Genomic DNA, 21,518 nt, shown 5'->3' with positions numbered 1-21,518 from the left:
GTGCCTGAGTATCATACGTTAAAGTCACATCTGACAGTTCATAGCAGCTATTAGTTGTTCATTTCGGAATAATTCGGTCTATTTAATTTCTGATAAATTTGTGTTAATTATATTTGTGATGGTTAAAAATAATAAAACAAAAAGGAATCTTAATCGAATCATTTGAACAAAAGGTGATGGAAACAGCAAGACTCGAGTTAAATATAGCATGATCTAATCAGCAATAAATCAACTGGAAGCAGGGAGTGCTTTAATTATTGCTGAGGGAGTTAATGGATTATCATAACTTAAGGATAAGTGATGACACCACAACACGTAATAAGTCAGCTGCTTGAATCTGACGCACACCCATATGCTCAAAATCTTGATTTATTAAAAAAAATTATTATGACGGCCTATTTAGGACGTTTAGAAATTAATGGTTCCCTCCCCGATAATAAAATCGCTTTTGGTAATTATCTATTTGATAACGAACAAACAATGTTCGATTTTACTCGCGTAAGTGATGAGAAAAGATCATTGTTTAACCAATGGCTGTTGGATCCCCACCAAAAGGAAAAAACTAAAGCATTTTTATCGGGCGTAACAGTAAATGAGTATCGCGGTTTCACAGCAGAGGTTGCTTTAACCTGGTGGGGTAGAATAGTAAGCTGGTTTCAAGGGCAATTTTTAGAGCATTGGAAAATAAGTGATTTAGATTTATCACTGAAAAATATATCAAATTATCAATTAACTGGTATTCAAATGTGCCATGGTCATCATGGGATATTAGTAGGCTTTAATCAATTTTTAGTTCCTGGGACGGGAACAAAATATAAAGATCCTAATGACTCACAGCAAGAACCTCTAGGAAATACGAAACGACTTTTTATTACCGATAAATTAGTCGATCAGCTAATTTCGCTTAATATAAAAAATATTAACTTTGAATCCATATGTAAAAGCCCTCATCCTCATTCTATCGAAGTGTCCGATCCACAAGAACGTCTAGATAAAATGCATGATTATCGAAAGATGCAGCGATATATGTCATTAAAGCCTTGGTACGTACGCATTTGGAGTTGGTTATTTCCTTGGATAAACGAGGAAAAAGTTAAAAGCAAATCGATTAAAGAAAAACAGGTAGTACCTCTATATCAAACCAAAAAAATCGAGATATTTAGGTTTTTAAAATCACATGAGATTCTTGTAAGAGAAAGAAAGCCTAATATTGAAAATATAGTTCTTTGTGGTGGTGGCGCAAAAATTTTTGCTCATATTGGTGTCTGGAAAGCACTGAATGAAGCCAAAATATATCCTGAAAAATTTGCAGGCAGCTCCGCAGGAGCCATTATGGCCTTAATGTGTTATTTAGGTTATACAGCGGAAGAAATTGAAGCATTATTTAAACATTTTAAACATGAGCATTTAGTCCATTTTGATATAAATATCAATGGAATTTCTGAGGCTCATTCCCTAAAGACCGCTCTTGATTATGCGATTGCTTATAAATTAGATCAAATTGTTTTCAAATACCAAATTCCATATCCCCAAGGTCCAATCACATTTGCAACCTTAGAAGAAATTCGGCAGAAATGCCCGGGGTGTGGAATTGGTAAGGAATTAGTAGTTACAGCAACAAATAAAAGCCAAGGAAAAACTCGATATTTCTCTTACTTACGCTCACCAAATTTTGAAGTGAGTGAGGCAGTAAAAACATCCGCAAGTTTTCCTATAGTTTATAGAGCAACACTCATTGACGGAGAGGAACATAGTGATGGTGGAATATTAAATAATTTACCAACCAATGTGTTTTTCGATGATCATTCCACACTACTTGAATCCGAGTATGGTAATAACTTAAAAGTATTAGCCGTTAAGTTTGATGATGGTCCAGAGAGAAAGGCGATCGATCGTGTGATGGATAGAGTTTATAGAGAGAATGTTGTCTTAAATTGGATTTATAGATTATTAACTGGTGTTAGTGATCCAGCCAGCGGGTGGGAAAAAGATCGTTTGAAATTGAGAAAATATGCATGTCAATCCATTGTAATCAATGTTGATAATGTATCTACCTCATCATTTACCGTTGGAGAAGAAACTAGAAAGCAAATGATTGATTCTGGTTATCAAGAGACAAACAACTATTTGAACATGCGATATCACAAAAATGATGCCAAGGAATATGAAAATGAAGAGTTTATGTATACTACCTTTAGTTCCCTGGGTGAATTACTTTCCTATTGTTGTTATCGAGGTGATCAGCATTGGTTTGAAATAGTATTCCGACTAATTGAAGAATCTAGCGCTCCTAATCAAAGTGAGTTAATGCAACAAGCACAGGAGTTGCGTAGACTTTATTTTACTACCGCAACTTCATCACCTAAAACTCCCAAGCAAGATGATAGTCCATTGACTTTTTTTGGTAATGAAATACCCAATGCCTTATCATCGTCAACTAGAAAAGACCATCATAAGATATTACTTGCGATATATCCTGTTTTTTTAAAACTATCACAAGATTTAATAAAGGACAGCGCCGATAAAAAGATTTTTGATTATGCCCGCCATGTTTTTTCATTAAAAGCACCGTTTGAGTGTTTAACTCATTTTGCAAAAATTCGTAATGAAACGCATGTAATTTTTCATATCGCAATAAATTTATTAAAGCAATTGAAGAAAAATCCTTGTGAGAGAGTTTATGAAGAGATGAGTCGACTGCTTGATTTACTTAATAGTAATAAAAATTTATATAAAGAAGAGTATTTCTCACGTTGGGATTTATCCTTTTCTCAATGTTCACGCATACTCGATTTAATGAGCAAAAATTCTGAAGTTAATCCTCGAATGCTCCGTTCATTGAGCAGAAAATATGAGCCGATGCAAACGGTGAAAGCGGGCATTTATTATGAAGATGATTATGGAGATTTAGAGTCTGATGAAGGATTTTCATTTAGTATGTAATATGTTCATGGAACTATGATATTTTATCCGTTAACTCGCGAATTAATGGAATAAATTTTTATTATGAATATAAAAGGGTTTACACTGCTTGAATTGCTGATAACGATGGCAGTGTTCATAGGTTTATCAGTAATAGGGATTGGTTCATATACTTATTTTTTGAAAAAAAATGAGCAAAAAACAATTATTGATGAACTTCGTACGGCAATACAATATGCTAAGATGCAGGCGATAATTCTTGGTAATCCGGTATATGTTTCTCCGCTCGATGGGTCATCTAATTGGTCAAATGGGATGGTGTTAAATTTTTTAAACAAAAGAACGAATCAAAGGGAAGTAATTTATCAATGGCAATGGAACCATCCCCGCTGGGACTTGCATTGGGATGGCGCAGGTTCGAAAAAGAAAATCAGCTTTTCAACTTATCCTGGGCAAGCAATTAGCAATGGGCGTTTCATTTTAATGAATATGGATACCCATGAGCAGGTGCTAATTATTTTAAATAGGCTAGGGAGAATAAGAGTTAGCAATAACTTGTCGCTGATGCGTTAATTTTGTAAGATCTTACTGAACTATATTTTGTCATAAGTAGCAATAATACATGTCTATTAATACTCATTCTATTTTTACCATAAATGCACAAAGTTCGGAACAACTTAAAGAGTGGCTTAATTATAAAGCCTCATTAACTGATAAACTCCAGCAACTTAAGGGCGAAACGCAGATCGAGGTTATCTTTCAAGGTTGGGAAAATGTGAATTGGTGGGATAGAAACCTTCTAGAAATTCAGGATGAATTGGTCTTTCAGCGCGAAATCATAATGAAAAGTTATGATGTTGTGTATTGGTATGCACGCAGTATTATTCCTAAAAGATGTTATGAACTCGATCCTGTTTTTTTTGGGCGTTTAGAAAATGAATCCATAAAAAACTTAATTTTTAATGAAGATAAAGTTCATCGTATTCAGGGGACAACTTATCCCGTGGATCAACAATGTTTGGAGTATCATTGGGTAAAAAGGCATCTGAACTCAATTAGCGGGATACTTTGGGTTCGGCTCACTGAATTTTTATTTTTACAAAAAGAATCATTTTATTTGGCCGAGATTATGTTACCTGAACTTGAGAATATTAACCCATGAAGTGGAATGCATATTGGCGATTAATGCGATTTGATAAACCTGTAGGAATCCTATTACTTTGGTATCCAACCGCATGGGCTTTATGGATGGCAAATAAAGGGATCCCAACACTTAAACTCTTGGTCTTTTTTTTATGTGGCACTATACTGATGCGGGCGGCAGGCTGTGTGATTAACGATATTGCTGATAGAAATATTGATAAACATGTTGAACGCACTAAATTAAGACCATTAACGGCGGGTGAAGTGACTTTGCCTGAGGCTTTCCTATTATTAATAATATTACTTTTAGCAGCCTTTTTTATATTGATTCAGCTTCCTCGTAATTGTTTTTATCTTGGATTGATCGCCTTATTTATATCTTTATTATATCCATTTTGTAAGCGCTTTCTTGATGCGCCGCAACTAGTCCTAGGTTTGGCATTTTCTATGGGAATACCAATGGCTTATGTTGCATCAAATCAATTTTTAAATAATGAATGCTTCTTATTGTTTTTAATAAATTTTTCATGGATTCTTTCCTATGACACCATGTATGCAATGGCTGATAAAGCGGATGATTTACGAATTGGGGTGAAATCGACAGCGATTTATTTTGCTAATTATGATCGGATGATTATAGGTTTGTTACAATGTTCATTCCATAGTTTGTGGTTATGTTGGGCATTTATGAATCAAATAAATGAATCATTTTATATGTTTTGGTTTATAGCGGGCCTCATCTTGGTTTATCAACAAATACTGATTAATAAAAGAATTCCCCGAGATTGCTTCAAAGCTTTTATTGTGAGTGTCTATTATGGCGCATCAATGTGGATGGCGGTTTGTATCAGTCTATAAGATAGGAGTGACAGCATTTTATTACCTGGGTTCCGCTATGCGTCCCCCAGGTAATTTAGATTTAGTAGGTATCGCTACCATTATCTGCAACAACTCGAGTATTTTTTCCATAAATTACAAGGATTTTTTGTTTTGTTTTCAGTTTGAGATCTTCTGCTTGAACCACAGAAATAATTCCGCCTGAATTTAACTTAATGACATATTCAACACCATGTGATTGGTTATAGCCATTGTCCTCAAAGCTAGTACTACCTTTAGTTATGTTGCTTGTGTTTCGATGTAAATTCACAGGGCGCTTAGAAATAATTGTACCTGGAATAACTTTTTTAATTTTGCCTACTTCATTTGAATCATATTCACCAGGAGGTAATTTATTATTACAGCTTGCTAAAATGAGTCCAAAGAAAAGTACTAAAATAGGTTTAAATAAGTTTTTTCGGTTCATAGATACTTAACTCCAGTAAGGGACATGATTAAGATAAGAGCCCTATATAGACTGCGAGTGATTACCTTTTAAGTAATAGGGATTATCTATCTCACGTAATAATTAATTTTGCGACCGTACGAAGTATAACCGAGAATTAATTTATTTTTAACAGTTCTCCTAATAAACTGCTCGCTCCAATGCGAAACCAACTCTTATTAATTTGTTTTCCCATCACTAACTCTGCGAGGGTTGCATAATTATGTGCTTGCTGTGGTGTCCTAATGCCACCCGAAATCTTAATACCGCAAGATGTATTTGCGTCTCGAATCGCACTTAACATGGCGAATGCGGCAACTAATGATGCCCCTATAGGGGTTTTTCCCGTTGATGTTTTAATAAAATCACAGCCTGAATCAATTAACTCTTTACTTGCATTGTAAGTAGTTGTGATATCAGGAAAAGTTCCCGTTTCTAAAATTATTTTCAAAATGAGCTTATGTTGTTTACAGAATTGTGCAATAGCATGACATTGATCTAATGTGTGTTGTTTCTGTCCTTTAAGATACCTTTGGTAAGGAAATACATAGTCAATTTCTCTAACCCCCAACCTTATAGCCTTTTCTATAGATTCAAGTGAACTATTTAGATCTTCGCTTCCATGAGGAAAGTTAATAACTGTAGCTAAATTAATAGTATTTTCTGAAGAAACTTGATCCAAATGCTGTAAGTAAACACATAACGCAGCAACCTGATTTTGATTTCCGTTATGTTTTAATTGCAATAATGTTTCATTAGTGGCTTGCTCATCCAACAAGGTAAGATCAATGGTGTGAATCAGTTGCTTGGCAGGAATAATTCTTTTGGAATAGTTGCCAAGCAATGTTTCCATAGCCTCATTAAAATTGGTTTCTAAGGTCACTTTATACTCGCAATATATTGTTGCAGAATTAAATTTAGTTTTTCTGCAGCACTTTCAGCCATTGCAACCACCGATTCATGACTGTGTGCAGTTTTTGAAAGACCAGTTGCATAGTTCGTTATCATTGCAATAACTGCAACGTGCATTCCACAATGATTCGCAACTAAAACTTCTGGTACAGTAGACATCCCTACAGCATCAGCCCCCCAAACTTTAAATGCTCGGATTTCGGCGGCTGTTTCGTAATGAGGACCTAAAACTGAAATGTAAACTCCTTCGGTAAGCTTAATAGAATTTTTTGCTGCAATTGATAATAAGTCAAAACGCATTTGTTTGTCATAAGCATTATCTAAAGGATAAAATCTTGGACCAAACTCATCATCGTTGGGACCAATCAAAGGATTGCTGGGCTGCAAATTTATATGATCTGAAATAAGCATTAACTCTCCGGGCCCAACATCTTCTCTTAATGAGCCTGAGGCATTAGTAGCTATGAAGTAATCACATCCTAATAGTTTTAAAGCACGAATATAGGTTTTAACTGTTTCATAGTTCTCCGAACCTTCATACGTATGAGCTCGGCCTTGGAGACATACAACAGCCACATCATTCAAATATCCTAAAATTAAATTACCCCCATGTCCTTGTACGGTAACTTTTGGAAATCCAGGTAATTCTTCATAACTGATTCGAATTGAATCCTGTAACCCATCAGCAAATTTCCCTAAACCTGATCCTAATACCACGCCGATACGAGGTTTAAATGAGGGATATAGTTTTTTTATATAGTTTGCTGCTAAATGGGCATAGCTCTGCTTTGGTGCAGTATCTGTCATACAAATTTCCTATTAATTAAGGGTTAACATCAAAATTAAAAGCCAATGGGAGGAGTTCATTAATTTTTAAGCTACGTAATATTGAATCTTTATTACATAGATGGATCAACGTATCTGCGGTGGAAAATTCATGGATTCTTTGTCTGCATCCACCACAAGGTGAACACAATAGATTAGTCCCCGCAAGTATAACCATACTTTTAATGTGTTGCTCTCCTGCCGAGACCATTGCAGATATGGCGGAAGTTTCAGCACATACACCTAAACCATAGGAACTGTTTTCTACATTGACACCGCTATATAAATTATCTTTATCGGTGCATATACAACAAGCCACGCTAAACTTGGAATAGGGAGAATAAGAATGAGCAAGGGCCTTATGGGCGGTTGAAATCATTTTCGCAATTATTTGATCCATAATAAATCTCAATTAAAACTAGTAGTCTGTAAGTATAAAAGAGGATTGACTTTAAGACCATCTTCTTCTTTATGTTCTTCATCCTTAACAGATGATTTAGAGGGTTGAGATTGCTTTGGGGGATCAGAGAATAAACCATTGAAGCAACTGGGTTCTGGTTCAGGTGAGTTCGAATGGTCCAGGGAAGGTGAAGGTTTTAATGTTTCAGTCATTTCACAATAACTATCAGGACGTAAGTCGGGTTCATGTTGTCCCAAATTGCCATTTAACCAAAATTCAAATGCTAATGCGCCAAGCCCCACACAAATGAGCAGTGAAAAAATAGTAATGGGTATTGCTAGTGGTGGAAATAAAAGTATAAAAGTAGCTGCAAGCGCAGCAACTAAGCTTATGGCAGTGGATGTTACGGCGTAAGATACATAAGCTTTTTGCCGTGTCGAAGAAAAATTTTCATCGGCAGGAGGGGGATTTTTTAACTTATGATACTCTCCAATCGCCCAAATTATATTACCAAGAAGAAAAAGCCATGCTGCAGGCGGAAATAAAGCGGGTACAAAAATGGCAGCCACACTGATTACTGTTGCTGTAAACCCTATAGCTGAGGAAAAAATAAATTGCTCTTTAATTTGAGCAAATCCATACCATTTGCGATAGTGCTCTGGGTGATCTGGATGAAGATGGCATGCTGTAAACCAACTCAGATACGCTAATCCATAAACGCCCAGTGAAAGAAATCTAAAAATCGATGCGGCGAGTGGAAAAGGGATATACTGGAGTTTTGAGAGCAAAAAGCCAGCAAAGAAAAAGATGCCACTTGCTTTATCTAATTTCTGGGCTACGGTCATTAAAAGTAATCCTGAAGATTTTGTAACCCTGCAAATTGTACCTTAATTAAACAGAAAAAAATAGTTTATTTAATATATTTAAGAATATAAAAGTGAAAAAATATGCAGACTTAATCAATTTTTTACTTTTACATTATAGGTTGATGTATTAGCCATTACCGAATTGAGTTCAGATATTTCGGTTTTAATATCCGATTTTGAATCAAGAATAACCCGTACGAGCAATCCTCCATCAGGGTTATTTAGAGCCATAATTTCACCATGATGTAAGTAAATTGAGCGAGCGGCAATGGCTAATCCTAATCCGTATCCACCTGTTTTTTTTGTTCTTGACGTATCAACACGATAAAAGGGACTAAATATTTTATCGAGCTGATCTTTAGGTACACCAGGGCCTTTATCACTGATATCAATATAGATATGTTCTTTAGTTTCATCATGTTTTAATGAAACGACGACTTGTTCTGTGGCTGGCGAATAATGTAGGGCATTGCGAACCACATTCTCTATTGCTCTATGAATTAACCGCTCATCAAGGAGCAAGCTACACGGTTCAATTACACCCGCGTTGACGCGGGGGGTTTCCTCCCCAACTTCATAATTGGCATCTCTAATGATATTGTGTAAAAGAGCAGAAAGATCAACCTTACTTAAATTAAGATCAGTTGTTGATTTCTCTAAACGAGCAAAATCTAACACTTCAGTGATCAAAGCATTTAACCTGGCACATTCGAGCTCCATACGATTAAACTCTGTATCTGCTAAACCCTTCGTTTTATTACGTCCTAATTCTATGGCAATTTGTAATCGAGCAAGAGGGGAACGTAATTCATGTGAAATATCTTGTAACAATCGCTCTTTAGAGGTGATTAGGGTCTCAAGTTGTTCTGCCATTCGATCAAACTCATTGCTCAATTGAGCTATTTCGTCATTGTAATGTCCTCTTAAAGGCCCAACACGTGTATTTAACTTTCCAGTCGCAATCGACTTAGCTGCCATTCCTAACGATCGCAGAGGTTGAGTTAAATAGCGGGATAATAAATAACAGATTAGACCACTAATAAATGTGGCCAAAATGAGACGAATCGCTAGACCAGCCCACGGAACACCGACAAAATGATAGATTGGTTTTTCACTAACAGCTGCAAGTCGATAAAATTTTCCTGAAGTGGATAAAATTTCATGACTCACTATGAGTTTGCCTGATTTTAAAATACCTTCGCTTAGCTGATCCTGAAGTAAGTTTTCTGCAACTTTTTTCACATTTTCTGGTACTGCGTGTGTGCCAATAATTTCACCCGTGCTGGATAGCAAATAAATTGACATATGGCGTGAAATACCAATTTTATTAAGCCATTTTAATAATGCAGTTTGTCGGCCTGATTCGTAGGTTGCAACCGCCGCATTTGCATAACTATCCATAAATAGCTGTTCTTGGGCAGGCAATGATGATTTTTGTACGATGTGACTTATTACCCAGGCTGTAGTGAAAATAATAAGTATTGTGGCGAGCCAAAACGAAATAAAAATTTTCCAATACAAACTACGCATTAAACATATATCCAAATCCACGAACTGTTTTAACTATTGGTTCACCTTGAGGATTATCTCCTAACTTATTTCTTAAGTTACTGATATGAACATCGATACTACGATCATATGCAGTATATTTTCTGCCTAGCGCATATTCAGTAAGTTCCTCCTTAGAGAATGCTTGTCCTGGTGACTTTATAAGCATTTCTAAAATATTGAATTCAGCATTCGTCAGTTCAAGATAGTTTCCCGCCATGGTTACATGACGTTTGGAACAGTCAACAACTATATTATGTTGCTCAATAATAGGTCTTGATGTGGGAATCTTTTGAGTACGCCTTAAAATAGCACGTAAACGAGCTACTAATTCGCGGGGATTGCATGGTTTTGGGAGATAATCATCTGCTCCAATTTCAAGACCTACAATTCGATCGATATCATCACCACGAGCCGTGAGCATAAGAACTGGTGTTTCCAAATGTTCACGAATTGCTTTTAATACTTCAAAACCATTCAGTTTGGGTAACATGACATCTAGAATAATTGCATCAAAAGTTTGATTTAATGCTTTCTTTACTCCATTTTCTCCGTCATGGACACAAACAGCATGAAATCCTTCAGGTTCCAAATATTGGGCTAATAAATCTGTCAGCTCTATATCGTCATCAATTATGAGAATATTACCATTCATACTTCATTATGCCTTGCGTTTATCAATACATTCCATTAATTTGATTCTTCGAGCATCCGCGTTAATAATTTTAAACTCAAAAGAATCAATCGTAATCGTTTCCCCTCGTGAAGGTAAATGACCAAAACTATTCATTACAATCCCACCTATTGTATCATAAATTTCCTCACTAAAATCTGCTTTAAGTTGTTCATTAAATTCATCAATCGGCATATGGGCTTTAACAATATAGTGTCCATCTTCATGCGTCTTAAGATACGCATCTTCATCGATATCGAACTCATCTTCAATATCCCCAATAATCTGTTCGATAATGTCTTCAATGGTCACAAAGCCAGAAACTTCACCATATTCATCCACCACTATGGCCATGTGATTTTTGTTACTACGAAATTCACTCAGTAGGCTATCTAAGCGTCGACTTTCAGGAACAAAAGTGGCCTGCCTACAAATATCAAGTAAGTCAAAGGAATCCAAGTTAGCAGATTGATAGCGTAATAAATCTTTTGCGTGTAATACTCCAATGATTTCATCTGAGTCTGCAGTGATTACTGGAAATCTTGAATGGCCAGTTTGGGTGACTGTTTTGATGATGTCGCAGAATTGTTCATCTTCTTTAATACAAATCATCTGATTTTTTGGCAACATAATATCTCGCACACGCATTTTGGAGAATGAAATAGCACCTTCTATCATTGCCAAAGTTTCAGCACTAATAAGAGAGCGAATCTGTGCGTCTCTTAGTAAACTAACAAGTTCCTCTTGATTTTGTGGTTCTCCTTGTAAAAACTGCTTAAATCGAGCAAACCACGTACTGTTATCTTCCTCTTTATTCAAGTTAATTACCCTCTGCGTCGTAAGGATTTGGTAACCCAAGCTCAGCTAATAGTTTAATTTCAATAGCTTGCATTACGGCCGCTTCATCATCTTTAATATGATCATAGCCTAATAAATGCAATATTCCATGAATCAAAATCAATGCCCAATGGGATTCTAAAGTTTTTTTAAGATGCTTACTTTCTTCTAATAAAACTGTGGGGCAAATTACGACATCACCTAGTAATGGACACTCCAATTGTATCTCCGGAGGTAATGAACTGGGAAATGCCAAAACATTTGTGGTTTTATTTTGTTTTCTGTAGGTATGATTTAGATGAATCATTTCTTCTGGTGTAACCAGACGAACGGTGAGTTCAGCTTCTTTTTGATAATCTCTTAAAGCCAGTGAGGCCCAGTTTATTATTTCATCTTCGCTGATAGGTAGTGATTCATCAGTTGCGTTTTGGATATCGATATAATAAGTCATTTATTTTTTTCCTGTTGATGCCTGATCATAGCAGTCAACAATTTTAGATACTAACGGATGTCGTACCACTTCACGACTTGTAAACGTATGAATACTGATTTCCGGTATTTTTTTGAATAATCCTACTGCATGCGCAAGTCCAGAATCAATACCTTTAGGTAAATCAACTTGGGTCACATCTCCAGTTACTACAGCCTTTGAGCCAAAACCAATACGTGTTAAGAACATTTTCATTTGCATAACTGTTGTATTTTGTGCTTCATCAAGAATTATAAATGCTTCGTTTAGAGTTCGACCACGCATGAATGCTAAAGGTAAAACCTCGATAATATCAGTTTGAATGAGTTTTTGAGTTTCCTTGAAGCCTATCATTTCATATAATGCGTCATAAATAGGTCTCAGATAAGGTAGTACTTTTTCTACTAAATCTCCTGGGAGAAATCCTAATTTTTCGCCTGCTTCTACTGCCGGTCTTACAAAAATCAACCTTTGTACTTCCCCTTTTTCAAAACATTGTATCGCTTTAGAAACTGCTAAATAAGTTTTCCCAGTTCCTGCTGGACCAACAGCAAAGGTTACATCAAAACGATCAATTGAATCGAGAAAATCAGCTTGTTTATTATTTCGGGCGACAATTGATTTTCTGCATAGTTTAACATGATGAACATTATGGATCATTATTTTTTGGTTTTCCTTAAAAGTAATATATTATGAGTATAGTATTTATTATACTTTTTAGTTGTGTAAGGTTTAAGCTCACAAGAATAGTTCAGAACGCGCACCTTCTGCAAGATTTATGCTACAATCATTCTTTTTTGGTATAACATTCATTCATGATCGATCTTCATTGTCATAGCAGTTTTTCTGATGGATTCTTAAGTCCGAAGGAAATAATCCAAAGAGCACAAAGCAAACAGATTCAGTGTTTATCGCTAACAGATCATGATACAGTCTCAGGTTATCCTGAATTATTGCAAGCGGCTTCTACCACTTCGATTAAAATAATTAATGGTATAGAGTTTAGTGTCCGATGGAAAAAGCATGAATTACATATCCTAGGGTATCACATGGATTATACGCCGGATTTCTTCGAGCTTATTCAAAGACAAAATCAAAATAGAGTAGCGCGTGCGCAGCAAATTGGGACTGCATTGGACTTGCTTGGTATTGCGGATGCTTATTCAAAGGCATGTAACTTAGCGGGACATGAGCGCGTTGGTAGACCTCATTTTGCACAAGTTCTTGTAAATGAGGGTAAAGTTAAAGACCTTGCTACTGCATTTAAGCGTTTTTTGGGGAGAGGTAAGGGCGCTTATATTCCTACTCCTTGGATTAGCATCCAGGAAGCTGTCGAGGGCATTATTGATGCTGGTGGTCAGTCAGTAATTGCTCATCCACTTAAATACGGATTGACGCGTTCTAAATTGCATGAGTTAATTAAAGAATTTAAAGAAGTTGGTGGCGTGGGAATAGAAGTGGTTTCAGGTGAGATGACTGTAACTGAAGTCAATGAAATGGCTGCGATATGTCTTCGGTTCAATTTATTAGCTTCTTCTGGATCGGATTATCATAGTGATATTGCTTCGCGAGTAAAGCTTGGCGGTCAGAGGCCACTCCCAGTAAACTGTACACCTATTTGGCATGAATGGAACATTTAACAGGGGACTTTATGAGTCAGTTTTTTGCATTACATCCTGATAATCCACAGGCTCGTTTATTGAGAAAAGCGGTGAATATTATTGAGGAAGGGGGATTAATTGTTTACCCTACTGACTCAGGTTACGCGTTGGGTTGTAGTTTAGGTAATAAAGCGGCACTTGAACGTATTAGAAAATTACGCCAATTGGATAAAAATCATAACATGACTCTGGTATGTCGTGATTTATCTCAGCTTGGGACTTATGCCCGTGTATCCAATCCAATATTCAGATTATTGAAAGCATTTACGCCCGGTTCCTACACATTTATTCTTAATGCAACCCACGAGGTTCCACGATTAATGCTGCATCCTAAAAGAAAAACCCTAGGATTAAGGGTCCCCGATAATATGATTACACTTGCACTATTAGAGTGTCTCGAAGCTCCGTTAATGAGTACGACATTGATTCTCCCGGGTGCAAAAGCCCCATTGAGTGAACCTGAAGCGATTCACGATCTTTTAGGGCATCAGATCGATTTAGTTATTGATGGTGGTAATTGTGGACAAGAACCCACAACGGTAATTGATTTGACTGGTGATTATCCAGTGATAATTAGGGAGGGTAAGGGTGATCCCGAACCTTTTAAGTAATAATTAATATTTATAAAGAGGATATTGATGTCAGCATTATTTAGTTCCAATAAACGAGTTGTTTCTGGAATGCGTGTCAGTGGAAGATTACATCTTGGGCACTACCATGGTGTAATAAAAAATTGGATTAAATTACAACATCAATATGATTGCTTCTTTTTTGCAGCCGATTGGCATGGCTTAACTACACAATATGATGAGACGGGTTTCATAGAGAAACATTTGTGGGATATGATTGTGGATTGGCTGGCTTGTGGAGTAAATCCTGGATTATCACGAATATTTATCCAATCTTGGGTTCCAGAACATGCAGAATTGCACTTACTTTTATCCATGATTACACCGTTAGGGTGGTTGGAACGGGTACCGAGTTTTAAAGATCAACAAGAAAAACTAAAAGAAAAAGACTTATCAACCTATGGATTTTTAGGTTATCCCTTATTACAAAGTGCTGATGTTCTTATCTATCATGCTGATTATGTTCCTGTTGGTGAAGATCAAGTATCACATATTGAGCTTACTCGAGAAATTGCGCGTCGATTTAATCATATCTATGGTAAAGAACCTAATTTTGAAGAGTTGGCAGCCGAAGCAATTAAGAAAATGGGCAAAAAGAACGGTAAGTATTACAGCGAGTTGCGTCGTCAATTTCAGGAGCATGGAAATCATGAGGCAATTAAAACAGCACAAGCATTGTTAGAAGATCAACCCAATTTATCTATTGGTGATAAAGAGCGTCTCCTAGGTTACTTGGAAGGAAGTGGCAAAATAATTCTACCTGAACCTCATCCATTACTTACCGAAACTGCAAAAATGCCTGGCATTGATGGACAAAAAATGTCTAAATCTTATCATAATACAATTATGTTAAGAGAGCCTCCTGAACAGGTTGAGAAAAAGATATTAACTATGCCCACTGATCCAGCGCGAATCAAACGAACAGATCCTGGTGAGCCAGAAAAATGCCCAGTTTGGCAATTTCATAAAATTTACTCGAATAATGAAGTTAAAGATTGGGTTCAAAAAGGCTGTCGTTCAGCTGGTATTGGTTGCATTGAATGCAAACGACCCATCGTTGACGCGGTTAATAAAGAATTAAAACCTATCCAGGAAGCAATTACGGAATATGAGTCTGATTTGAGTTCAGTAAAGCGAATTGTTTCTGAAGGAAGCGAGGCCGCACGAGAAGTTGCTTGTAAAAATTTGAGTACCGTACGAGAAGTTATGGGCCTCGATTATTGATGTCTGGACGTTGTATGGGTACTTTTGAAAAATCCTGGACGAATATAATAGTGTCCAGGTTTCACTACTTCACCAACTTCACAGTACCGATTTATGTTGATCTTTGAAGGTGTCTGCAAGGAGCCTAATAAAGAATGAGTTTTTAGCATGGATATTGAATTAGCAAGTAAACCAGAAGTAAAAGCAATTATTGACGGTAAGGAGCTTACGGAGCTCCCAGATGATTTGTTTATTCCTCCTGATGCACTAGAGGTGCTTTTAGACTCTTTTAGCGGACCTCTAGACTTGCTTTTATACCTTATTCGCAAACAGAATATTGATATATTGGATATTCCAATTGTTAGTATCACGAAGCAATATTTGCATTATATTCAATTAATGGAATGCAGACGTTTAGAATTAGCTGCTGATTATTTATTGATGGCTGCAATGCTTGCAGAAATTAAGTCTCGATTGTTGCTTCCGGCTCCTCCTACTAGTGGAGAGGAGGAGGAAGAGGATCCTCGTATGAGTTTAGTACGAAAACTTCAGGCCTATGAACAAATAAAAGTTGCTGCGGAATTGCTCGATGCACTTCCACGACAAGAGCGAGATCATTTTCAAATTCAAATTGTTCCTTCTGAGCTTGAACGTATCATAGTTCATCCAGACGTACAGTTAGAAGATTTAATTACGGCAATGAAATCCTTATTACAAAGAGAAGAGCAGACAAGCCACCATCAAGTTTCACGCGAAGTATTATCGGTTCGTGAGCGAATGAGTCATGTATTAGCGCTTCTCCAAGAACATAATGTTTTAGAATTTAGTCAATTATTTTCAATCGAAGAGGGACGAATTGGTTTGGTAGTTTCTCTGTTAGCCATTTTAGAATTAGCGAGACAATCACTCATTGTGATCACGCAAAACGAAGCATTTTCTTCAATACATTTACAGGCAGCATAAGATGGATGAAAAGGAATTAAAAAACGTAGTTGAAGCGCTACTTTTAAGTTCGAATGAACCACTCTCTATAGATAGACTGCTAGATGTATTCGATGAATGGCAAAGGCCAACTAAAGAACATTTAGTTTTTATTATTAATGACTTAAAAGAAGACTATACCTCTCGATCCATTGAGCTTATCCAAGTTGCTACTGGCTTTATTATCCAAACCAGAAAAGAATATAGTAGCTGGGTTGCACGAATGCAAATTGAAAAACCGAGTAAATATTCTCGTGCTTTGCTTGAAACTTTAGCTATTATTGCTTATAAGCAACCTGTTACCCGAGCTGATATTGAGGAGCTTCGTGGTGTGGCAGTAAGTAGTCAAATAATAAAAACCTTATTGGAGCGAGAATGGATTCGGGTTTCTGGTTATAAAAATGTAGCGGGTAAACCCGCTGTATACACGACTACAAGAGAATTTTTGAATTATTTTAATTTAAAATATTTAAATGAACTTCCAACCTTACCTGAGGTTATGGAAGCATTAACTTTACATAATCCTAATGAAGAGTATATTACTGAATGAGCAGCGAAAGGTTACAAAAAATACTAAGTCAAGCTGGCCTTGGATCTCGACGAGAAATGGAGCGTTGGATAGAAAATGGCTGGGTCCAAGTTAATGGCAAACCAGTAAAATTAGGTGACTCAGCAAGTGCCGAAGATAAAATCACTGTAAAAGGAAAGTTAATTGCTAATCCCCTTAAAGTGAGGCAAAACACCCGCATTCTGCTTTACCATAAACCTGTAGGTGAAATATCAAGCCGTCATGATCCTAAATTTGAGAAGACCGTTTTTGATCATCTACCTCATTTACGACAAGGCCGTTGGGTTCAGGTGGGTCGTTTGGATTTAAATACTTCTGGTTTACTTATCTTCACCAATAATGGTGATTTGGCGAATCAATTAATGCATCCTAAATATGGCTTAGAAAGAGAATATGCAGTTAGAATTCATGGTCAAGTGAGTCCGGAGGCTTTAAATATTTTACAAAAAGGAGTGGAACTTGACGATGGAATAGCTAAATTTACCCGCTTAGAATTCCGGGGTGGAGAAGGCTCGAACTCCTGGTATCATGTGACCTTAAATGAAGGACGTAATAGGGAAGTACGACGTTTATGGGAGTCCCAAGGTGTTGAAGTAAGCCGATTGATACGCATTCGTTATGGTGTATTAACTATGCCAAGATTTTTATCGCGTGGCCAATGTTATGAATTAACGCCCAAAGAGGTTACTGAGTTTTTAGCTTCTTTGCCTAAACAATAATTTATATCAGTACTTTTAATATAGGGAATTTTGTCGTCATCCCTTGCAAGACGCGGGATGACGGGACGCGGTATTCAAGAGGATGCTGCCCAAATGGGTCGACCCTACATTTAATTTTAAGCAGTATATGTCTTTTTCTCTTTACTAAAAGGCTTTAATGATTCTGCAATTTGTTTATATAATTCAGGAAGCCATCTCGGTTGTGCAAAGGTAGTGGTGGATGGTTTGCTCTTACGTAAATCATTGGGTGCGATAATTACCTGAATATTACTTAAACCTACGCGACGTGCCAAAATAAAAAGTTGATCTATAGCGAGATCTCCCACAGCCAGACAACCTACAGATAAGTTTTTACCATGGATAAAAATATTATTGCCTAAATTTCTTCTCCCATCTTGATAACCTTTTTGTTTATCAAAATTATTGGGGTAATTAATCATCATTGACAAATGCATACTGCTGAATGGATTAAAATTAACTAATTTATAAACACCTTCAGGGATTTGTTTATCATTTTCACGTAACTTAGGACCTAGCCGACCACTGAATCCTGTTAAAGGGTAATCATGAATATGTTTCCATGATTGATTAGAGTCTTTAGCCCAGAGCTCCACTTTTCTTTCGGATTTAAAAGCAAGTAACGCAATATCACTCGGAGGATAACTTACCTTAGCTTTTGAGAAATAAGATTTCAATTGCGGTTCGACACGTAAGCCATATCGTTTAATTGCTCGGTCGACGGCTTGATCCCAATTAAGTTTAGGTGCCATAGCAAAGCAATTCAGGCTAAATATCATTATGACAAATGCAAATAACCGTTTCATAGAAATACTAGAGTGATGGATTGTTGGCATGTTATCAAATATTAATACAAAGAACAATTTAACCTCCCAGACTTCACGTGCAAATAAATTCATTTAATGCTTTTTATTGATTTTCTTCTCAGAATGGATCAATAGATTTAACTTTTATTTTTTTGTTTGAGTAGCATTTGTTTTTTTATGGGTAATGACATTTGTGTAGTAATGAAATCGGGGCTCGTTGCTAGATGGCCTACAGAGGGTAATAGACCATAATAGTTCGGACAAAGGTAGGCGACAGAACTGTCTCGATCAATTTTATAAAATACATACTTACTATCACAATATCCAGGCTTGTCAAAGAGGGCCACCTGCATAACGGGTGTTCCTTCCATCTTATTCTCTATAAAGAATGCATTAATCCACAGATTGCTAATCAGAATAAATGCTCCCACAACTAAAAGTGCATTAACAAAAGTATATGCGTATTTAAAAGCAGGGGCATTTATACTTAAATGCGATATGACTTGTATTAGGGCAAGGAGCAAGATAAGTAAATTAAATGAATAAATTCCTGCATTAAGATAGTTAAAATAGGTTCCAAAAATTTCATTTCCAGAGAATTGAAAATGAATGAGAAGTGCAATAAGGCTCAGCCAAAGAGATGAAATAATGTAATAAATAGCGTGTCGTTTTATTCCAATAATAAAGAGTACTAGTGCAATTAATGGAAAAAGACTTTGGATTAATTTTCCCAGTGTATACATTTGAGTCATACTCTAAAAATTAAGTGATATATACTTTAAAACTATATAGTTATATCAGTATTTTGGGCATCTGTATAGATTGTACTAAGCTTGAGTTTAAGTGTAATAAATTATCGTTGCCCTGAGGATGTTTTCCTTTTTAATCGATCATCTTGAGAGTATGTAGGAGAACTGTTTGGACGATGTCCTAATAAAGTTACTTGAAAAAGCTGTGTTGTGACATGGTTAAAAGGTAGTGTCATTGTTTTCTTTAATAAGGGTTAAGTATGGTTCTGTTGGATATATTGTTGTTTTAATCATACTCTCTGGCAATTTGATTTGTTTGACTACAAAAGGATTTTCAGTTTTAAACATATAACTTAATGGATTTATTAAATTTGGGAAATAACCCTGATTACTCATTTTCTTATTTGCTCGAGTAGATGGATGAACGCTACCTATCCATAATGGCTGATTTGATTCTAATATATTATAACTTGACTCCCAAATTCTTAATTCCAAAGTTAACTTAGTTTGTTGATCGGAATAAGTCATTATCAACATGGGCGGCTTATTTTCATACAACTGAGTAAACAATGGCAATTTAACGCTGTTTGGTTTTTGACTCATTCGCAAAAGTAAATTGGTAAAAAATGAATCTTGATGCGGTTTCCATCCATTCTTTTCTAGCGAATTTTGAAGTGTATCCAAATTGCCTGAGAATTGAATGTTCAATAAACTAATTCGTTTACCTATCCGACTAAATTGGTAAATTGGTAAAGTTGGCTTTTCTTGCCCCCACCAAGTTTTTTCGCTTAAAGTAAATTTTTTATGATAGGGAGTATGGTTGTAAGATAAAGTTTTGAAATTTACATAGGTTGAGCCAAATGAAGGTAAAAAAATACCGATAAAAAGCAAAGAAATTAATAGTAATGACGGTATCGTTTTTTGCTGTGGGATATTAGATTTTCTATAAATCAAACAGTGAATCAAGCAAATTGTTGTACCCGCAAAGTACGATGCCAAAATGTCTGTGAGCCAATAATCTCCTAAATACAACGCACCTAAACCACTAAAACCAAGAATTGTAAATACAATTGACTTTGACATGTTGGTGAATAAATCATAGGTATTATTAAGATAAAATAAAATAAATCCATACAATGCTGTAGCAATTAAAAGATTAACTGCAGGAAAAGAAGAGCCAGGCATAACAATCAATAATCCAGACGGTCTAGGAATATGGATAAAATAAATAAGGGATAGAGCTAAAAAACTACTAAAAACAATAAGACTGCATAAATAAACTATGGCTGTTTTATTTTTCTGATAAATAAACCAGCCACAACAAATAATAAAGAGACTGAATATCGTTGTTGTAGCGGTTAATTGAGTACAAAAGATAAAAAATACTTTTAATGTGGGGGTATTAAAACTTTGTAGAAATAAATAAGTGGGATAATTAACGGAGGCAAGATATTGTGTCCCGACTGTTAGTCCTAAAAGTGTGAGAAAAAAAAGCAGGCAAAACATGGTTATCAATACCAGTGCAGCAGTATGGTAGTGATTTGATTCACCCTGAGGTGTAAGCATGCGGTACACGTAAACAAAAACAGAGTTGTCTTTAAGTTTTAGCCAGAAAGTATGTAAGTGAAGCTTTAAAATAGAGCTTAATAACCCAACAATTCGCTTTATGAATAAACTAATAAACCAAAGTACAGCAAGTAGAATAAGGATTAATATAAATAATCGTGTTGCGCTTTCAGTAGAGAGTTCATGACTTGCCGCTCCTATTGCAACACCCGGCATAACATATAAAATAGACCAGCCAATCGCTGATAAAACATTTGCTACAAAAAAACGCCAATGCTGCATATGTAGTATCCCTGCAATTACGGGAATAATTGAGCGTAGGGGTCCCACAAACCGACCAATTAATACACTTTTGCCTCCGTGTGTTTCAAAAAAATCTTTGCCCCATTGTATCCATTTGGGATATTTACTAAATGGCCAAATTTCAGTCAATCGATCGCTATAATAATAACCCAGGATATAACTAAGGCTATCTCCAACAACGGCCCCTAAAATCGCTGCCAATAAGGTAAGATCAATACGCATAATTCCGGAGCCAGCAAGGATACCTATGGCGGTCATAGTAACACTACCTGGTACAATACTACCTATAATTGCAAGGGATTCAGTTAGAGAAATTAGAAATGTGATAAATAATGACCAGTGAGGGTTTTGTTGCAACCAAACAGTGAGTGGCTGTACGTAATCTACGAACAAGTTCAT

23 protein-coding genes are annotated in these 21,518 nt (G+C 36.1%); 10 read left to right on the top strand and 13 right to left on the bottom strand.

What is annotated here, in order from left to right; translation table 11 throughout:
* Nucleotides 1-300: 300 nt before the first annotated feature.
* The 4 genes from vpdC to ubiA all read left to right on the top strand — a co-directional run bounded on the left by vpdC (nucleotide 301) and on the right by ubiA (nucleotide 4,923).
* Nucleotides 301-2,943, top strand: a complete 2,643-nt coding sequence (gene vpdC / locus ACWTE2_RS01305; protein ID WP_454783828.1) for a Dot/Icm T4SS effector VpdC — start codon at nucleotides 301-303, stop codon at nucleotides 2,941-2,943.
* 63 nt (nucleotides 2,944-3,006) lie between these two features.
* Complete coding sequence (locus ACWTE2_RS01300; protein WP_454783827.1) at nucleotides 3,007-3,495, top strand: GspH/FimT family pseudopilin; 489 nt, start codon at nucleotides 3,007-3,009, stop codon at nucleotides 3,493-3,495.
* 49 nt (nucleotides 3,496-3,544) lie between these two features.
* The gene (locus tag ACWTE2_RS01295) at nucleotides 3,545-4,084 is read left to right on the top strand and encodes a chorismate--pyruvate lyase family protein (protein WP_454783826.1); all 540 of its coding nucleotides are present in this window, start codon (nucleotides 3,545-3,547) and stop codon (nucleotides 4,082-4,084) included.
* The gene (gene ubiA / locus ACWTE2_RS01290; RefSeq protein ID WP_454783825.1) at nucleotides 4,081-4,923 is read left to right on the top strand and encodes a 4-hydroxybenzoate octaprenyltransferase; all 843 of its coding nucleotides are present in this window, start codon (nucleotides 4,081-4,083) and stop codon (nucleotides 4,921-4,923) included. Before ACWTE2_RS01295 ends, ubiA begins: the two co-directional genes overlap by 4 nt.
* Nucleotides 4,924-4,984: 61 nt before the next feature.
* Here ubiA and ACWTE2_RS01285 read toward each other — a convergent pair whose 3' ends face one another.
* From ACWTE2_RS01285 to ACWTE2_RS01240, 10 genes are all read right to left on the bottom strand, one after another.
* On the bottom strand, nucleotides 4,985-5,368 hold the full coding sequence (locus tag ACWTE2_RS01285; protein ID WP_182390763.1) for an outer membrane lipoprotein: 384 nt from the start codon (nucleotides 5,366-5,368) through the stop codon (nucleotides 4,985-4,987).
* 136 nt (nucleotides 5,369-5,504) lie between these two features.
* The gene (gene deoC, locus ACWTE2_RS01280) at nucleotides 5,505-6,269 is read right to left on the bottom strand and encodes a deoxyribose-phosphate aldolase (RefSeq protein ID WP_454783824.1); all 765 of its coding nucleotides are present in this window, start codon (nucleotides 6,267-6,269) and stop codon (nucleotides 5,505-5,507) included.
* Nucleotides 6,266-7,105, bottom strand: coding sequence for a purine-nucleoside phosphorylase (locus ACWTE2_RS01275; protein ID WP_182390761.1), 840 nt, complete (start codon nucleotides 7,103-7,105; stop codon nucleotides 6,266-6,268). The genes deoC and ACWTE2_RS01275 overlap by 4 nt, the downstream gene beginning before the upstream one ends.
* A gap of 16 nt (nucleotides 7,106-7,121) precedes the next feature.
* A complete protein-coding gene (gene cdd / locus ACWTE2_RS01270; protein WP_454783823.1) occupies nucleotides 7,122-7,523 on the bottom strand; it encodes a cytidine deaminase in 402 nt (133 codons plus the stop codon).
* Nucleotides 7,524-7,531: 8 nt separating this feature from the next.
* Entirely contained in the window at nucleotides 7,532-8,368 is an 837-nt protein-coding gene (locus tag ACWTE2_RS01265; protein WP_454783822.1) for a hypothetical protein, read from the bottom strand.
* Between the two features lie 114 nt (nucleotides 8,369-8,482).
* Nucleotides 8,483-9,919 (bottom strand): two-component system sensor histidine kinase CpxA, encoded by a 1,437-nt coding sequence (cpxA, locus tag ACWTE2_RS01260; RefSeq protein ID WP_454783821.1) that lies wholly within the window; start codon nucleotides 9,917-9,919, stop codon nucleotides 8,483-8,485.
* Nucleotides 9,912-10,592 carry a two-component system response regulator CpxR gene (gene cpxR, locus ACWTE2_RS01255; protein WP_182390758.1) on the bottom strand — a complete coding sequence of 227 codons (681 nt, stop codon included), beginning with the start codon at nucleotides 10,590-10,592 and terminating at the stop codon, nucleotides 9,912-9,914. The genes cpxA and cpxR overlap by 8 nt, the downstream gene beginning before the upstream one ends.
* 6 nt (nucleotides 10,593-10,598) lie before the next feature.
* Entirely contained in the window at nucleotides 10,599-11,435 is an 837-nt protein-coding gene (locus ACWTE2_RS01250; protein ID WP_454784423.1) for an HlyC/CorC family transporter, read from the bottom strand.
* Nucleotides 11,431-11,898, bottom strand: a complete 468-nt coding sequence (gene ybeY, locus ACWTE2_RS01245) for an rRNA maturation RNase YbeY (protein WP_454783820.1) — start codon at nucleotides 11,896-11,898, stop codon at nucleotides 11,431-11,433. Before ybeY ends, ACWTE2_RS01250 begins: the two co-directional genes overlap by 5 nt.
* Nucleotides 11,899-12,576 (bottom strand): PhoH family protein, encoded by a 678-nt coding sequence (locus tag ACWTE2_RS01240; RefSeq protein ID WP_454783819.1) that lies wholly within the window; start codon nucleotides 12,574-12,576, stop codon nucleotides 11,899-11,901.
* Between the two features lie 155 nt (nucleotides 12,577-12,731).
* Between ACWTE2_RS01240 and ACWTE2_RS01235 the strand changes: the two genes are divergently transcribed.
* The 6 genes from ACWTE2_RS01235 to ACWTE2_RS01210 all read left to right on the top strand — a co-directional run bounded on the left by ACWTE2_RS01235 (nucleotide 12,732) and on the right by ACWTE2_RS01210 (nucleotide 17,677).
* Nucleotides 12,732-13,556 (top strand): PHP domain-containing protein, encoded by an 825-nt coding sequence (locus tag ACWTE2_RS01235; RefSeq protein WP_454783818.1) that lies wholly within the window; start codon nucleotides 12,732-12,734, stop codon nucleotides 13,554-13,556.
* An 11-nt stretch (nucleotides 13,557-13,567) separates the two neighbouring features.
* On the top strand, nucleotides 13,568-14,188 hold the full coding sequence (locus ACWTE2_RS01230) for an L-threonylcarbamoyladenylate synthase (protein ID WP_182390753.1): 621 nt from the start codon (nucleotides 13,568-13,570) through the stop codon (nucleotides 14,186-14,188).
* Nucleotides 14,189-14,215: 27 nt separating this feature from the next.
* Nucleotides 14,216-15,430: a tryptophan--tRNA ligase gene (locus ACWTE2_RS01225; RefSeq protein WP_454783817.1), complete on the top strand. Its 1,215-nt coding sequence runs from the start codon at nucleotides 14,216-14,218 to the stop codon at nucleotides 15,428-15,430.
* Nucleotides 15,431-15,577: 147 nt separating this feature from the next.
* Nucleotides 15,578-16,372 carry a segregation and condensation protein A gene (locus ACWTE2_RS01220; protein ID WP_454783816.1) on the top strand — a complete coding sequence of 265 codons (795 nt, stop codon included), beginning with the start codon at nucleotides 15,578-15,580 and terminating at the stop codon, nucleotides 16,370-16,372.
* A gap of 1 nt (nucleotide 16,373) precedes the next feature.
* A complete protein-coding gene (scpB, locus tag ACWTE2_RS01215; protein WP_454783815.1) occupies nucleotides 16,374-16,940 on the top strand; it encodes an SMC-Scp complex subunit ScpB in 567 nt (188 codons plus the stop codon).
* Nucleotides 16,937-17,677 carry a pseudouridine synthase gene (locus ACWTE2_RS01210; RefSeq protein ID WP_454783814.1) on the top strand — a complete coding sequence of 247 codons (741 nt, stop codon included), beginning with the start codon at nucleotides 16,937-16,939 and terminating at the stop codon, nucleotides 17,675-17,677. Before scpB ends, ACWTE2_RS01210 begins: the two co-directional genes overlap by 4 nt.
* 116 nt (nucleotides 17,678-17,793) lie before the next feature.
* Here the strand turns inward: ACWTE2_RS01210 and ACWTE2_RS01205 are convergent, their stop codons facing one another.
* The 3 genes from ACWTE2_RS01205 to ACWTE2_RS01195 all read right to left on the bottom strand — a co-directional run bounded on the left by ACWTE2_RS01205 (nucleotide 17,794) and on the right by ACWTE2_RS01195 (nucleotide 21,518).
* Nucleotides 17,794-18,501, bottom strand: coding sequence for a L,D-transpeptidase family protein (locus tag ACWTE2_RS01205; RefSeq protein WP_182393662.1), 708 nt, complete (start codon nucleotides 18,499-18,501; stop codon nucleotides 17,794-17,796).
* Between the two features lie 137 nt (nucleotides 18,502-18,638).
* The gene (locus tag ACWTE2_RS01200; RefSeq protein WP_182393661.1) at nucleotides 18,639-19,244 is read right to left on the bottom strand and encodes a type I secretion system protein LssZ; all 606 of its coding nucleotides are present in this window, start codon (nucleotides 19,242-19,244) and stop codon (nucleotides 18,639-18,641) included.
* Between the two features lie 225 nt (nucleotides 19,245-19,469).
* Nucleotides 19,470-21,518, bottom strand: a complete 2,049-nt coding sequence (locus tag ACWTE2_RS01195; protein WP_454783813.1) for a VTT domain-containing protein — start codon at nucleotides 21,516-21,518, stop codon at nucleotides 19,470-19,472.

Source organism: Legionella nigrisilvae (assembly GCF_977063395.2).
Note: the sequence above shows the minus strand (reverse complement) of the source record. Positions and strands in the feature narration are given on the sequence as shown.

What these genes read in the sequence shown, in the direction of transcription:
- ACWTE2_RS01300 (WP_454783827.1), top strand. Translation starts at nt 3,007, where the DNA reads ATGAATATAAAAGGGTTTACACTGCTTGAATTGCTGATAACGATGGCA.
- ACWTE2_RS01235 (WP_454783818.1), top strand. Translation starts at nt 12,732, where the DNA reads ATGATCGATCTTCATTGTCATAGCAGTTTTTCTGATGGATTCTTAAGT.
- vpdC (WP_454783828.1), top strand. Translation starts at nt 301, where the DNA reads ATGACACCACAACACGTAATAAGTCAGCTGCTTGAATCTGACGCACAC.
- ACWTE2_RS01240 (WP_454783819.1), bottom strand. Translation starts at nt 12,576, where the DNA reads ATGATCCATAATGTTCATCATGTTAAACTATGCAGAAAATCAATTGTC.
- ACWTE2_RS01295 (WP_454783826.1), top strand. Translation starts at nt 3,545, where the DNA reads ATGTCTATTAATACTCATTCTATTTTTACCATAAATGCACAAAGTTCG.
- cpxA (WP_454783821.1), bottom strand. Translation starts at nt 9,919, where the DNA reads ATGCGTAGTTTGTATTGGAAAATTTTTATTTCGTTTTGGCTCGCCACA.
- ACWTE2_RS01265 (WP_454783822.1), bottom strand. Translation starts at nt 8,368, where the DNA reads ATGACCGTAGCCCAGAAATTAGATAAAGCAAGTGGCATCTTTTTCTTT.
- ACWTE2_RS01200 (WP_182393661.1), bottom strand. Translation starts at nt 19,244, where the DNA reads ATGTATACACTGGGAAAATTAATCCAAAGTCTTTTTCCATTAATTGCA.
- ybeY (WP_454783820.1), bottom strand. Translation starts at nt 11,898, where the DNA reads ATGACTTATTATATCGATATCCAAAACGCAACTGATGAATCACTACCT.
- ACWTE2_RS01225 (WP_454783817.1), top strand. Translation starts at nt 14,216, where the DNA reads ATGTCAGCATTATTTAGTTCCAATAAACGAGTTGTTTCTGGAATGCGT.
- ACWTE2_RS01195 (WP_454783813.1), bottom strand. Translation starts at nt 21,518, where the DNA reads ATGAACTTGTTCGTAGATTACGTACAGCCACTCACTGTTTGGTTGCAA.
- ACWTE2_RS01220 (WP_454783816.1), top strand. Translation starts at nt 15,578, where the DNA reads ATGGATATTGAATTAGCAAGTAAACCAGAAGTAAAAGCAATTATTGAC.
- ACWTE2_RS01285 (WP_182390763.1), bottom strand. Translation starts at nt 5,368, where the DNA reads ATGAACCGAAAAAACTTATTTAAACCTATTTTAGTACTTTTCTTTGGA.
- cdd (WP_454783823.1), bottom strand. Translation starts at nt 7,523, where the DNA reads ATGGATCAAATAATTGCGAAAATGATTTCAACCGCCCATAAGGCCCTT.
- ACWTE2_RS01230 (WP_182390753.1), top strand. Translation starts at nt 13,568, where the DNA reads ATGAGTCAGTTTTTTGCATTACATCCTGATAATCCACAGGCTCGTTTA.
- cpxR (WP_182390758.1), bottom strand. Translation starts at nt 10,592, where the DNA reads ATGAATGGTAATATTCTCATAATTGATGACGATATAGAGCTGACAGAT.
- scpB (WP_454783815.1), top strand. Translation starts at nt 16,374, where the DNA reads ATGGATGAAAAGGAATTAAAAAACGTAGTTGAAGCGCTACTTTTAAGT.
- ACWTE2_RS01210 (WP_454783814.1), top strand. Translation starts at nt 16,937, where the DNA reads ATGAGCAGCGAAAGGTTACAAAAAATACTAAGTCAAGCTGGCCTTGGA.
- ACWTE2_RS01275 (WP_182390761.1), bottom strand. Translation starts at nt 7,105, where the DNA reads ATGACAGATACTGCACCAAAGCAGAGCTATGCCCATTTAGCAGCAAAC.
- ACWTE2_RS01205 (WP_182393662.1), bottom strand. Translation starts at nt 18,501, where the DNA reads ATGAAACGGTTATTTGCATTTGTCATAATGATATTTAGCCTGAATTGC.
- ubiA (WP_454783825.1), top strand. Translation starts at nt 4,081, where the DNA reads ATGAAGTGGAATGCATATTGGCGATTAATGCGATTTGATAAACCTGTA.